General features: G+C 46.7%; 14 protein-coding genes. 3 read left to right on the top strand and 11 right to left on the bottom strand.

From position 1 onward, the window contains the following. Positions 1-4 precede the first annotated feature (4 nt). The 6 genes from QWZ05_RS16530 to rpsB form a co-directional block, all read right to left on the bottom strand. Entirely contained in the window at positions 5-847 is an 843-nt protein-coding gene (locus QWZ05_RS16530) for a phosphatidate cytidylyltransferase (protein ID WP_264878131.1), read from the bottom strand. Between the two features lie 15 nt (positions 848-862). Beyond that, a complete protein-coding gene (gene uppS / locus QWZ05_RS16525) occupies positions 863-1,618 on the bottom strand; it encodes an undecaprenyl pyrophosphate synthase (RefSeq protein WP_264878130.1) in 756 nt (251 codons plus the stop codon). Positions 1,619-1,708: 90 nt separating this feature from the next. After that, the gene (gene frr / locus QWZ05_RS16520) at positions 1,709-2,266 is read right to left on the bottom strand and encodes a ribosome recycling factor (RefSeq protein ID WP_164648891.1); all 558 of its coding nucleotides are present in this window, start codon (positions 2,264-2,266) and stop codon (positions 1,709-1,711) included. Positions 2,267-2,412: 146 nt separating this feature from the next. Continuing rightward, complete coding sequence (pyrH, locus tag QWZ05_RS16515) at positions 2,413-3,144, bottom strand: UMP kinase (RefSeq protein ID WP_264878129.1); 732 nt, start codon at positions 3,142-3,144, stop codon at positions 2,413-2,415. A 153-nt stretch (positions 3,145-3,297) separates the two neighbouring features. After that, the gene (gene tsf / locus QWZ05_RS16510) at positions 3,298-4,140 is read right to left on the bottom strand and encodes a translation elongation factor Ts (protein ID WP_264878128.1); all 843 of its coding nucleotides are present in this window, start codon (positions 4,138-4,140) and stop codon (positions 3,298-3,300) included. A gap of 129 nt (positions 4,141-4,269) precedes the next feature. Beyond that, entirely contained in the window at positions 4,270-4,998 is a 729-nt protein-coding gene (gene rpsB, locus QWZ05_RS16505; RefSeq protein WP_264878127.1) for a 30S ribosomal protein S2, read from the bottom strand. Between the two features lie 333 nt (positions 4,999-5,331). On the opposite strand from rpsB, the gene map reads away from it, so the two are divergent. From map to QWZ05_RS16490, 3 genes are all read left to right on the top strand, one after another. After that, positions 5,332-6,210 (top strand): type I methionyl aminopeptidase, encoded by an 879-nt coding sequence (map, locus tag QWZ05_RS16500; protein ID WP_290299519.1) that lies wholly within the window; start codon positions 5,332-5,334, stop codon positions 6,208-6,210. A gap of 110 nt (positions 6,211-6,320) precedes the next feature. Continuing rightward, complete coding sequence (gene glnD / locus QWZ05_RS16495; RefSeq protein WP_290299518.1) at positions 6,321-8,945, top strand: bifunctional uridylyltransferase/uridylyl-removing protein GlnD; 2,625 nt, start codon at positions 6,321-6,323, stop codon at positions 8,943-8,945. A 171-nt stretch (positions 8,946-9,116) separates the two neighbouring features. After that, entirely contained in the window at positions 9,117-9,500 is a 384-nt protein-coding gene (locus tag QWZ05_RS16490; RefSeq protein WP_264878124.1) for a DUF3461 family protein, read from the top strand. A gap of 123 nt (positions 9,501-9,623) precedes the next feature. On the opposite strand, the gene pgpA is transcribed toward QWZ05_RS16490, so the two are convergent. The 5 genes from pgpA to ribBA all read right to left on the bottom strand — a co-directional run bounded on the left by pgpA (position 9,624) and on the right by ribBA (position 13,517). Next, complete coding sequence (gene pgpA / locus QWZ05_RS16485; protein ID WP_264878123.1) at positions 9,624-10,127, bottom strand: phosphatidylglycerophosphatase A; 504 nt, start codon at positions 10,125-10,127, stop codon at positions 9,624-9,626. Beyond that, positions 10,127-11,098 (bottom strand): thiamine-phosphate kinase, encoded by a 972-nt coding sequence (gene thiL / locus QWZ05_RS16480; protein WP_290299515.1) that lies wholly within the window; start codon positions 11,096-11,098, stop codon positions 10,127-10,129. The genes pgpA and thiL overlap by 1 nt, the downstream gene beginning before the upstream one ends. 195 nt (positions 11,099-11,293) lie before the next feature. Further along, positions 11,294-11,764, bottom strand: coding sequence for a transcription antitermination factor NusB (nusB, locus tag QWZ05_RS16475; protein ID WP_164648900.1), 471 nt, complete (start codon positions 11,762-11,764; stop codon positions 11,294-11,296). Next, positions 11,764-12,234: a 6,7-dimethyl-8-ribityllumazine synthase gene (ribH, locus tag QWZ05_RS16470; RefSeq protein ID WP_053408902.1), complete on the bottom strand. Its 471-nt coding sequence runs from the start codon at positions 12,232-12,234 to the stop codon at positions 11,764-11,766. The genes nusB and ribH overlap by 1 nt, the downstream gene beginning before the upstream one ends. A gap of 173 nt (positions 12,235-12,407) precedes the next feature. Next, positions 12,408-13,517 carry a bifunctional 3,4-dihydroxy-2-butanone-4-phosphate synthase/GTP cyclohydrolase II gene (ribBA, locus tag QWZ05_RS16465; protein ID WP_264878121.1) on the bottom strand — a complete coding sequence of 370 codons (1,110 nt, stop codon included), beginning with the start codon at positions 13,515-13,517 and terminating at the stop codon, positions 12,408-12,410. Between the last annotated feature and the right edge of the window lie 15 nt (positions 13,518-13,532).

Here is a 13,532-nt window from a genome sequence, read left to right as displayed (position 1 = left end):
TGACTTAGAATACGTAATATAGGAAAGCAAAAACCGGGAACGCAGCGGTAAGGCTGTCAACGCGGTCCAGAATGCCACCGTGGCCAGGGATAAGGTTGCTGCTGTCTTTAATGCCAGAAACACGCTTAAACATACTTTCGACCAAATCACCTAATACAGAAATAGTCACTGTAAAGAAGGTAATGATAAGCATGGTCGTCATGCTAGCAAATTCAAGTTCAAAGCCCTTTGCCGCGGCAATAGCGACAATAAAGGCCGTAACAATACCACCAATTAAACCTTCGATGGTTTTATTTGGGCTCACATGCGGGGCCATTTTACGGCGACCAAAAGCACGTCCTGCAAAGTAAGCACCGCTATCGGCGGCCCAAACAATAAAGCATACAAACAGCACAAGTTTTGAGCCGTAGTATGGCGTTTCAACAATGCTATCAGCGCGGAGAATGATGATACTCCAAAGGAATGGAATCAGTGTCAGTATGCCAAATAGATGGCGCAGAACGACAGAGCCAGACCAGGTTGCGCTCGATTTAGGGTAAGTCAACGCGAGGCCTGAAGCCACTATCCACCATACAGAGCCAATGGCTAATACAGCCGAATGACCAGCATCCAGTTCATTGAGGCTCGCGGCATCAAAAGGGAGTAACAAAAACGATAGCGCGGTCGCCACAACAGGAGGGATCATGGCAAGAATGCGTGACTGAGTATTGACGAACTGTGTCCATTCCCAAAAACCCAATAACGATACGATGGTAATAGCGGATACAAAATAGGCCAGAGGCAAAAAGAAGATGCCCAAAATGACAAGAGGAGCGAGTATCAACGCGGTAATTATTCTTTGCTTCAAACTAGGGGTCCTTAGCTATGATGACGTCATGAGAGCTTTCACTTGCTCTCCAGTGCAACCAAAACGGCGTTCGCGGTTAACGAACCACGTGACAGCTTCAACAAGGTTATCCTCACCAAAGTCAGGCCAATATACCGGAGTAAAGTACATCTCAGCATAGGCCAATTGCCACAACATAAAGTTGCTAATTCGACATTCACCACTGGTTCGAATCAGTAAATCAACTTCCGGCAAATCTGACATCGTCAAATGCTGGGTGATGACTGCTTCATCTATCTCTTCCGGTGCTAACTCACCACTGGCTACAAGCTTAGCAACGTTACGCGCTGCCTCAGTAATATCCCATTTACCGCCATAGTTGGCTGCAATGTTAATCACCATACCAGTGTTATTCTCGGTTAGCGCTTCCGCCTTGGCGATTTTTTCTTGCAGGCGCTCGCTAAAACGTCGCTTGTCACCAATAACACGTAAGCGTAGATTATTTTTGTGCAGTTTTTTTACTTCGGTAGACAATACCGTGATAAACAACTCCATCAACACACCCACCTCTTCTTGTGGGCGAGCCCAGTTTTCGCTACTAAAGGCAAACAATGTGACGGCTTTAATGCCAAGTCTACTGGCTGATGAAATGGTTTTTCTTACGGCTCTGACACCATTCTTATGACCAAACACTCTCGGCTTGCCCTGCTCTTTTGCCCAGCGGCCGTTGCCGTCCATTATGACGGCAATATGTTGAGGAAGGCTATCGGTTGAAAGTTGGTTTGTTTGCATAAGAGTCATAACTGGAAGTGATAGATAGGGTGTTTCTAGAAGAAACGCTGTGTGAAAACACACAGCGTTTTAGGGAGAGAGTAAAGGAGATTAAACTTCCATCAACTCTTTTTCTTTTGCTGCTAATACTTCGTCAACTTTCTTAACAGCAACGTCAGTTAGCTTTTGAATCTCGTCTTGAGCTTTACGATCTTCATCTTCAGAGATTTCTTTGTCTTTAAGCAGCGCTTTTAGATCGTTGTTTGCGTCGCGACGAATGTTACGGATAGCAACACGGCCACCTTCAGCTTCGCCACGTACGATTTTAACTAGGTCTTTACGACGCTCTTCCGTTAGCGGTGGAAGAGGTACACGAATGATAGTACCCGCAGACATTGGGTTTAGACCTAGGTCTGAAGTCATGATCGCTTTTTCAACTTTTGGCGTAAGCTCTTTGTCGAATACCGTGATCGCTAGAGTACGTGCGTCTTCAGCAACAACGTTTGCTACTTGGTTTAGAGGCGTTGGTGCGCCGTAGTACTCAACAGAGATACCCGCCAATAGGCTTGGGTGTGCACGACCAGTACGTACTTTAGAAAGAGTGTTACGAAGAGCTTCAACGCTCTTGTCCATGCGCTCTTGAGCGTCTTGTTTGATCTCGTTAATCACAATCTCACCTTAATTATCTTGTTTCTATGCCTGTGCTCATCAATTAAGCCACACAGGAAGAATTAGGGTCTAATAGAACTGAATTACAGCATTCTATCAGAACTCAAAGGCTTGGGGGAATCTCCACAAGCCTTTCTTGTCATAGTTTATTCTGCGTCACTAATTAGAGTGCCTTCAGTTTCACCCATCACAACACGGCGAAGCGCACCTGGCTTGTTCATGTTGAATACGCGAATTGGCATTTTGTGGTCACGAGCAAGAGTAAATGCAGCAAGATCCATTACTTTCAGCTCTTTATCTAGCACTTCACCGAAAGACAAGTGAGACAGAAGCTCTGCATCTGGGTTGGCAACCGGGTCAGAAGTGTAAACGCCATCGACTTTTGTTGCTTTTAGAACAACATCCGCTTCAATTTCGATACCACGTAGACAAGCTGCTGAGTCCGTCGTGAAGAATGGGTTACCCGTACCTGCAGAGAAGATAACCACGCGGCCAGTGCGAAGTTGGCTGATCGCGTCTGCCCAGTTGTAGTCGTCACATACGCCTTTCAAAGGGATCGCTGACATGACACGAGCGTTCACATACGCACGGTGCAGTGCGTCACGCATTGCTAGGCCGTTCATTACTGTTGCTAGCATACCCATGTGGTCACCCACAACACGGTTCATACCCGCTTCAGCTAGGCCAGCACCACGGAATAGGTTACCACCACCGATAACCACACCCACTTGAACACCCAGTTCAACCAGTTCTTTTACCTCTTGAGCCATACGATCAAGAATCGTTGGATCAATACCGAAACCTTCTTCACCTTGAAGAGCTTCACCGCTCAGTTTTAATAGAATACGTTGATATGCTGGTTTAGGGTTTGTAGCCATGGAGTTTACCTTCCAGTAGAGAGTGATTGATTAACAGTCATAAATTGAGACTGAGGCAATCTCAATTTATGACCGCTAAGCACAAAGCATAGCTATCTCACAAAAAGACCGCAGCCAAGGCTACGGTCTAATAATTGCGCAATTCAATAAGGATTAACCTTTTTGTACCGCTGCAACTTCTTCTGCGAAGCTCATTTCAGCTGCTTTCTCGATACCTTCGCCTACTTCTAGACGAACGAATGTAGAAACTGAAGCGCCTTTTTCTTTCAGCATTTCGCCAACAGATTTCTTAGGCTCCATGATGAAAGCTTGACCTGTTAGAGAGATTTCGCCCGTGAATTTCTTCATGCGGCCAACAACCATCTTCTCAGCGATCTCAGCTGGCTTGCCTTCGTTCATAGCGATTTCAACTTGAACAGCTTTCTCTTTTTCAACTACGTCTGCTGGTACGTCTTCTGGGTTAACGAAGTCAGGACGAGAAGCAGCAACGTGCATTGCAACGTGCTTAAGAGTTTCTGCATCGCCTTCACCAGCAACAACAACACCGATTTTCTCGCCGTGACGGTAAGAAGCTAGTGCTGCACCTTCAACGTATTGTACGCGACGGATGTTGATGTTTTCGCCGATTTTAGCAACTAGAGCAACGCGAGTTTCTTCGAACTGTGCTTGTAGCTCTTCAGCTGTAGCTTTAGAAGCTACTGCAGCAGCTGCAACTTCTTCTGCGAATGCAGTGAAGCTAGCATCTTTTGCTACGAAGTCAGTTTGACAGTTAACTTCAAGAAGAACAGCAACGCCGTTTTCTTCTTTGATGATGATTGCGCCTTCAGCAGCTACGTTACCTGCTTTCTTAGCAGCTTTAGCAGCGCCAGATTTACGCATGTTTTCGATTGCTAGTTCGATGTCAGCGTTTGCTTCAACAAGCGCTTTTTTACATTCCATCATGCCTGCGCCAGTACGTTCGCGCAGTTCTTTAACTAGAGCAGCAGTTACAGCCATTCTCTATTCCTCGGTTGATTCTGGATAAGGTAAAAATCAGGGGCCAATTGGAGGCCCCTGATACTAACTATAACTCAGTTTGTGTGAACAGATAATTGCACTCAAACTAAGTGTGACAGAGAGCCGCTATTATTCAGCTTCTACGAAACCGTCTTTTTCAGCTACTTCAGCTACGTCTTGGTTGCGACCTTCAGTAACCGCAGATGCAGCAGCGTTTAGGTAAAGCTGTACTGCACGGATTGCATCGTCGTTACCTGGGATAACGAAGTCAACGCCGTCTGGGTTAGAGTTAGTATCAACAACTGCGTATACTGGGATACCTAGGTTGTTTGCTTCTTTAACAGCAATGTGCTCGTGATCAGCATCGATTACGAATAGAGCGTCTGGTAGGCCGCCCATATCTTTGATACCACCAAGAGATTTCTCTAGCTTCTCCATTTCGCGAGTACGCATTAGAGCTTCTTTCTTAGTTAGCTTCTCAAAAGTACCGTCTTGAGCTTGAGCTTCTAGCTCTTTTAGACGTTTGATAGACTGACGAACAGTTTTGTAGTTCGTTAGCATACCGCCTAACCAGCGGTTGTTAACGTAGAACTGGTTGCTTGCGATAGCAGCTTCTTTAACAGCTTCAGATGCAGCGCGTTTAGTACCTACGAATAGAACTTTACCTTTCTTCTCGCCAACTTTAGCTAGTTCAGCTAGAGCTTCGTTGAACATTGGTACAGTTTTTTCTAGGTTGATGATATGAACCTTGTTACGAGCACCAAAGATGAATGGCTTCATTTTTGGGTTCCAGTAACGAGTCTGGTGACCGAAGTGAACACCAGCTTTTAGCATATCGCGCATTGATACAGTTGCCATTTTAAAATCCTCTATGGGGTTAGGCCTCCACATCCCCCATGTATCCGACCCTGCCTTAATGGCGGGCACCCCGGAACATGTGTCGGAATGTGTGTGAAATAATAAATGTGTGTAGAATCTCTCACTGTATCGCCAAAAATGAAGACATCAGTGAAGATTCCGGCGCGCTTTATACCATATTTTTGCGTATAAAAGCCAGAAAAAAATGATTTCGCTAACGCTTAAACACCGGTTGTGGGCAATGCGTACGCTTCTCACTTACACCAAATAGGTTATGCTGTTAGTATACTCCGCAGAAACTACTCTGCTAAAGCAGTCTATTGAGAAAGATCTATGTCAATCAAAATCAAAACAGAACAAGAAATCGAACGTATGCGTATAGCGGGTAAGCTCGCTGCAGATATTCTTGAAATGATCGAACCACACATTCAAGTAGGTGTGACGACTGAAAAGCTTAACCAGATTTGTCACGACTACGCTCTTGAGCGCGGTGCCTACTCTGCACCACTCGATTACCACGGTTTCCCGAAATCTATCTGTACATCCATCAACCACATCGTGTGTCACGGCATCCCAGCAACACAAGATGAAAAAGGCAGCAATGGCCAAATGAAGCCTGCTGTGTTGAAAGATGGCGATATTATCAATGTCGATATCACGGTGATCATCCCTGATGACGAGAATGCTGACTTGAGCACACGCCCAGCCGGTTATCATGGCGATACATCAAAGATGTTCTTGGTTGGCGATGTGTCGCCCGCTGACAAACGTCTATGCATGGTGGCTCAAGAAGCACTTTATATCGGTATGCGCAAGGTTAAACCTGGCGCAACGGTTGGTGACATCGGTACTGCGATTGAAAAGTACATTAAAGAAAACAATAAAAAGAACCCACGTAATAAGTTCTCTATTGTTAAAGACTTCTGTGGTCATGGCATCGGTAATGAGTTCCATGAAGAACCACAAGTTGTTCACTACAAAAACGCAGACCGACGTGTACTAAAAGAAGGCATGTGCTTCACTATCGAGCCAATGATCAACGCGGGCAAATTCGGCTGCTCTGTTGACGCAGAAGATGACTGGACGGTGTACACCGGTGACGGCAAAAACTCTGCGCAATGGGAGCACACCATCGTTGTCACGAAAGAGGGCTGTGAAGTCCTGACTCTTCGTTCAGACGACACTATCCCACACCTGATGAAGAACGCGTAAACCTCACATCAATCAATACTCAATATCCCCTCCTTGGGGATATTTTTTTATCTACAAACCTAACAAGCTTTTGATAGAGTAAGTTATCTTTGCTTGCATGGAACGCACTTATGTTGCTTCAATCACCTTCAACATTAGAAGATCAGCAGATCTCGATAGCGGTCTTGAAAGACCAGTTAGAGCAATTCGCTCTACACCAAAAACAACAATTTCTTGAACACCAACCTGTCACTGAGTTGGTTCTCGGTCGCTCTAATTACATGGATACGTTACTTGAGCGCCTATGGCAACACTACGACTTTCATACCCTACCCCATATTGCTCTAGTTGCGGTTGGTGGTTATGGCCGCGGTGAACTCCACCCTCTTTCGGATATTGATATCCTGATTGTCTCAAAGCTCGCGTTGCCAAATCATCTAGAAGCTAAAGTCAGCGAGTTTATTACTCTGCTGTGGGACTTACGCTTAGAGGTGGGTCACGCGGTCCGTACCGTCAAACAGTGTGCGGATATTGCTCGCGACGATCTGACGGTCGCGACCAATTTACAAGAAGCGCGACTGCTTTGTGGCTGCCAAGAGACCTTTTCACTGCTCAACCAAGAGATCGACTCCGATGATTTCTGGCCGAGTGAGGTGTTCTACCAAGCGAAAGTTGAAGAGCAGAGAGAGCGCCATGCCCGTTATCACGACACCACTTACAACCTAGAGCCTGACATCAAATCAACGCCGGGTGGGCTTCGAGACATTCATACCTTGAGTTGGGTAGCCCGCCGCCACTTTGGCGCGACCTCGCTACTAGAGATGAGTCGCTATGGTTTTTTAACCGACGCTGAATATCGCGAATTAGTGGAGTGTCAGGATTTCTTATGGCGAGTGCGCTTTGCACTGCACATTGACTTGCGCCGTTATGACAACCGTCTCACCTTTGCTCACCAAGCAAATGTTGCGGAGCATTTGGGCTACGCTGGCGAAGGAAACCGTGGCGTTGAGATGATGATGAAAGAGTTCTATCGTACGCTTCGCCGCGTGGCAGAACTCAATAAAATGCTACTCAAGATTTTTGATCAAGCCATTTTGAACAATGGCATCGCAGCAGAAGCTATCGTGTTAAGCGATGATTTTCAGCGCCGGGGTAAGTTGATTGAGGCTCGTAAACCCGCGCTATTTCAAGCGCGCCCAGATACCATCCTTGATATGTTTATCCATATCGCCAACGACTCAACAATTGAAGGGGTCGCTCCTGCCACCATGCGTCAATTGCGCACCGCAAGACGCCGCTTGAACAAGTTCTTGCATGAGATCCCTGAAGCTCGTGAGAAATTCATGTCGCTGTGTCGACACCCCAACTGCTTGCACAAAGCCTTTAGCCTGATGCATAAGCTCGGCGTACTCTCTGCTTACCTTCCGCAGTGGAGCCAAATCGTTGGCCAGATGCAGTTTGACCTTTTCCATGTCTATACCGTTGATGAGCACAGCATTCGCCTTCTCAAGCATATTAATGGCTTTAGTTACGCTAAAAACCGAGAAAAGCACCCTATTTGCTGCGAAGTCTTTCCTAGACTGCAGAAAAAAGAGCTTCTTATCATCGCGGCGGTATTCCACGATATTGGCAAAGGCCGCGGTGGTGATCACTCTGAGATTGGCGCTGTTGAAGCGTATGATTTCTGCATAGAGCACGGTTTATCCAAGCCAGAATCAAAGCTGGTGTCATGGCTAGTACAAAATCACCTATTGATGTCGGTTACCGCTCAGCGTCGTGATATCTATGACCCAGAAGTCATTACTGAATTTGCCAAAAAGATCCGTGATGAAGAGTATCTCGAATACCTTGTGTGTCTGACTGTAGCGGATATTTGCGCCACCAACCCTGAGCTGTGGAACAGTTGGAAGCGAACCTTATTGGCTGAACTGTTTTACTCTACCCAGCGCGCCTTGCGTCGTGGTCTAGAAAACCCAGTAGATGTGCGCGACCGTATTCGTCACAACCAGCACTTAGCCTCTGCGATTTTGCGCAAAGAAGGCTATCCCGCGAGAGCGATTGAGGTGCTTTGGCAGCGGTTTAAAGCCGATTACTTCTTGCGCCACACCCACAAACAGATTGCTTGGCATGGCAGCCATCTGCTAAGTCATGAAAGCCCTGAGCAACCGCTGGTGCTGATCAGCAAAAAACCAACCCGTGGTGGCACCGAAGTGTTCGTCTATAGCAAAGATCAAACCGCGCTGTTTGCAACGGTTGTTGCTGAACTTGATAGACGCAACTTCAACGTGCATGACGCTCAAGTCATGCTGAGTAAAGATGGATTCGTATTAGATACCTTTATGGTTCTTGACCAGCATGGCTCTCCGATTGACGAGTCTCGTCATAAGGCAGTCATTAAGCACATTACGCATGTTTTAGCTGATGGACGCCCAACAAAAATTAAGACACGCCGCGCCCCACGTAACCTTAAACACTTTAAGGTGAGAACGCGAGTCGATTTCTTGCCGACAAAGAGCAAGAAACACTCACTAATGGAATTTGTGGCACTTGATACACCCGGGCTGTTGGCCAAGGTGGGTGCGACGTTCGCAGAGCATAACGTCAACATTCACGCAGCAAAGATCACCACGATTGGTGAGCGAGCAGAAGACTTTTTCATCATCACTGGCCCTAATGGCGGTAAGCTTGATGAAGAGCAAATGGCAACACTAACAGAGAGTCTCAAGGAGCGAGTAAAAGAGCTTATCCCGGAATAAGCGATCTCGTGCACAACTTGTTGGATTTGGTAAATTAGAAGTGGGTTGACTCTATCGTGCTCCCACTTCTACTGTTACAGTTAACTTAATCATTCAACAACCGCAACAACCCATTAAGCACGTTTACAAAAGCGTTGTTAGAAAAATAGTCAGTCACAGAGAGGTCCGTTTATGTTTCCAAACCTCACCGGTTTAGGTATTCAAGATCCAAAACAAATCGAGCGCTACTCTTTGCGTCAAGAAGCACACAAAGACGTACTCAAGATCTATTTCAAAAAGCAAAAAGGCGAACTCTTTGCCAAAAGTGTCAAATTCAAATACCCACGACAAGTGAAGCATGTACTCGTCGACAGTAGCAGCCATCAATACAAAGAAGTGACTGAGATTAACCGCAATCTCACCCTTGTCATCGATGAGTTGAACAAAATCACCAAACCGGCAAAACCTCAAGAACTGGATGTGAAAGAGAAAATTTTGAGTGACTTACGTCATCTTGAGAAAGTAGTGTCGAGCAAGATCGCAGAGATCGAAGCGGATCTAGAAAAACTCAAATAAGCTGAAGTGATAAATTAATGAGGAATACAGAGTTCAGAATGCAGAGGAACTAGTTGCGTATTCTGTATTCTGTATTCTGTATTCTGTATTCTGTATTCTGTATTCCAGATTATCCCACCAACATCACATCCAGCCGGCGAAATGCCCCACTGCGACCAATGCCACCGCTGACATCACACCCGCGACAATATCATCGATCATAATGCCTAAGCCGCCGTGAACGCGTTTATCAAGCCAGCCAATCGGCCAAGGCTTCACCATGTCGAAGAAACGAAATAGCACAAAGCCCGCCCCTAGCCATTTCCAATCAAAAGGGGACAGTGACAACAAAGGCACCACTAACATGGTAATCCAGAAGCCTGCAAACTCATCCCATACGATAGAGCCATGGTCGTGTACGCCCATATCGTCGGAGGTCTTTTGACAGATGGTCACACCGATAAAACAAGACGCGATCACTATTGCGATGTATAACCAAATAGGTAGCTGGACAAGCACAAGATAAAAAGGGATCGCAGCCACGGTGCCCATGGTACCTGGGACAATGGGAGATAACCCGCTACCGAAACCTGTCGCTAATAAATGCCAAGGGTTACGCATTGAGAGGTGTTGTTTAGGGTTGGTCATTATGATTCCTTGAAATGATCGTAACCAGAGACTGACCAATCCAAAGGCTCTCCACTGGCATGTAATTCAAAATGGTTTTGAGGGCGTATCTGTCCAATACAGGTGACTTGCACACCGCAATGTGCCGTTGCGGTATCTACTGCCCCTTTGTGCTCTTCCGGTACTGTAAAGCACAGCTCATACTCTTCGCCACTGGTAAGCGCGTACTGCTGTGCGGTCGCCTTATCATCGACAAACTGGATTAGCTCTTTCGACAGTGGCAGTGCATCCACATCGAGAGAAACACCAACATGAGACGCTTTTAAGATATGCTGAATATCGGATATCAGGCCATCAGAAATATCAATTGCAGAGCTTGCGTACGGCAGCATCGCCTGCCCCACCAGCACTCTCGGTGTGGCATGAAAGTGTCGATATAGAAGCTCTTGGGCAAACGGCTTGGTTGATTTGTTTGGGTCAAGTACCACATCAAGGCCTGCTTGACTATCACCAAGCTCACCCGTCACATAGACCCAATCACCAACACTAGCCCCACTGCGGCGCAAGGCCTGTTCTTTAGGTACAAAGCCCTGCACGGTAAGAGTGATGCTCAGAGGGCCTTTGGTTGTATCGCCACCGATCAGTTGCACACCGAAGTAATCAGCCAAATCAAAAAATGCTGAGCAAAAGGGTGCTAACCACGCTTCATCTGGCTCTGGCATCGTCAATGCAAGTGATACCCATGCAGGTGTCGCCCCCATCGCAGCCAAATCACTCAGATTCGAGGCCAGCGCTTTATGAGCGACCCATGCTGCTGGTGCATCGGCTAAAAAGTGCGTGCCCGCAACCAAAGTGTCTGTGCTAATTGCGATAGAGACATTCTCTGGCATCTCCACCAGCGCGCAGTCATCCCCTGCCGCTAAAATCACATCTTTGCGCTGCGCTTGGCGGTCGACAAAGTATTTATTGATAAGGTTAAATTCACCCGTCATTGGGATTTGTTCCTATCGCTCAATCCGATGCGTCATTGTAACGAGCCCAATAGCGACAAGAAACCGGTTTTGGTGACAAATTGTAGCAATGAACATGCTATGAACATGTTTTAGCGAGTCCAGATAACAAAAAAGGCCAGTGCAAGCACTGACCTTTCCAATTACTCTACTCAGTTAACTGAGTGGTATCCGTAATTACTTCTTCTTACGAACATGTGGCGCAGCTTTATCAAGTACGCCGTTGACAAACTTATGGCTGTCTTCTGAGCCAAACGCTTTAGCAAGTTCGATCGCTTCGTTGATAACAACTTTGAAAGGCACGTCTTCACGGCGTGTCATTTCGTACATTGCTAGACGTAGCAAAGCAAGTTCCATTTTGTCTAGATCTTGCATTGGACGAGAAGTGTAAGGACGGATCTTACTGTCCAGTTCGTTGTGACTCAGTACGACACCAGTCAGAAGATCACGGAAGTACGCCACGTCAGTTTCAGGTGCAGACAGTGCAGGTTCAGAGGCGTGGTGCTCCTCTTCTTCGTATTTACCACCTGATAAGAATTGCTCTTCGATGTTAGCAACATTTTCTTTTGTAATTTGCCAAGAATAAATTGCTTGTAGAGCAAATTGACGTGCATTACGACGTGCGGCTGGTTTCACACTGGCCCCCATTAGGAATCGATTTCTGAAAGAACGTTAATCATTTCAAGTGCGCTTAGTGCAGCCTCTGCACCTTTATTACCCGCCTTGGTTCCCGCGCGCTCAATGGCTTGGTCAATAGTATCTACAGTCAGTACGCCGAATGCCACTGGCAGGCTGTACTCTAGAGATACTTGAGCTAGACCTTTGTTACATTCACTGCAAACATAGTCAAAGTGTGGTGTACCGCCACGAATTACTGTACCAAGAGAAACAATCGCATCGAACTTGCCTGTTTTAGCAACGCGCTGAGCTACCAATGGTAGTTCAACCGCACCAGGACAACGAACAACGGTAATGTTCTCTTCACTAACTTGTCCATGACGCTTTAAAGTGTCGATAGCACCAGACAGTAAGCTTTCGTTAATAAAGCTGTTAAAACGAGAAATAACGATCGCAATTTTTGCATTTGGAGCTGGGAAACCACCCTCGATCACTTTCATAAGCCTTCCTTTAACTACATTCATCAAGTGAGAATCGCCGGATTCTATCACAATTTTGTGACACATATCTAATGGAATATCGTGTCCGGCAAATACTAATTAAGTCTTGGCTGATAATCACCCACTACCACTCATAGTGGTTGTGTGCTCTATCATCAGCCAACTGTTTCAGTTTATTCGCAAACGTACTCTACAACGTTCAAACCAAAGCCACCTAGCGCGTGGTATTTTTTATTGGTTGAAGAGAGAAGACGCATATCGTGTACACCCAAATCAGCCAAGATTTGTGAACCCACACCCACGCGGCGTGATGTACCTTGCTTCTTCGCCAGTGTTGGCGCTTCACCTTTGTCTTGAGCTTCAAACATCTTCACGCGGTGGATAAGCAGATCCGTAGACTCTTCGTGGCCTAGTACCACAAGCACCCCACCCTCTTGACCAATACGCTGCATCGCCTTGTCCAGTGTCCAGCTGCGCTCCGCATTGCGATCACTGTGAAGCAGGTCAGTGAAGATATCTTGCAGGTGAACACGGACTAGAGGTGGCTGCGATGTGAGATCGCCATTACATAGAGCATAGTGCACTTCGTTATCGATCGTGTCGCGGTAAGTAACTAGCTCAAACTCACCAAATTCTGTTGGCAGGCGGCATGTTGCCACACGCTCAATCGTGGTCTCAGTGTTGTTGCGATACTCAATCAAGTCTGCAATCGTGCCTAGCTTAATGTCATGCTTTTCTGCAAACACCTCAAGATCAGGGCGACGAGCCATTGTGCCGTCATCGTTAAGGATCTCGACAATCACAGAAGCAGGTTCACAGCCTGCTAGGCGAGCTAAGTCACAACCCGCTTCGGTATGACCAGCACGCGTCAATACGCCACCTTCTTGCGCAGCGAGTGGAAAAATATGGCCAGGCTGTACCAGGTCAGCCGCTTTTGCGTCTGGTGCGACTGCCGCTTGCACAGTACGTGAACGGTCTGCCGCTGAGATGCCTGTCGTTACGCCCTCTGCGGCTTCAATCGATACCGTAAAGTTTGTGGTGTACTGCGCGTTATTGTCTTGCACCATTGGTGGCAAGCCTAGTCGCTCACAACGCTCTTTGGTCATCGTCAAACAGATCAAGCCACGACCAAACGTTGCCATAAAGTTGATGGCTTCCGGCGTTACGTGCTCTGCAGCCATGATGAGATCGCCTTCGTTCTCACGATCTTCGTCATCCATCAGGATAACCATTTTTCCTAGGCGAATATCTTCGATAATTTCTTGAGGCGTACTAATTGGCATCTTTTCTACCTTTTT

Source organism: Vibrio agarivorans, from assembly GCF_030409635.1.
GTDB lineage: Bacteria > Pseudomonadota > Gammaproteobacteria > Enterobacterales > Vibrionaceae > Vibrio > Vibrio agarivorans.
The sequence above is the reverse complement of the archived record's forward strand: the minus strand, read 5'-3'. Positions and strand labels throughout refer to the sequence as shown.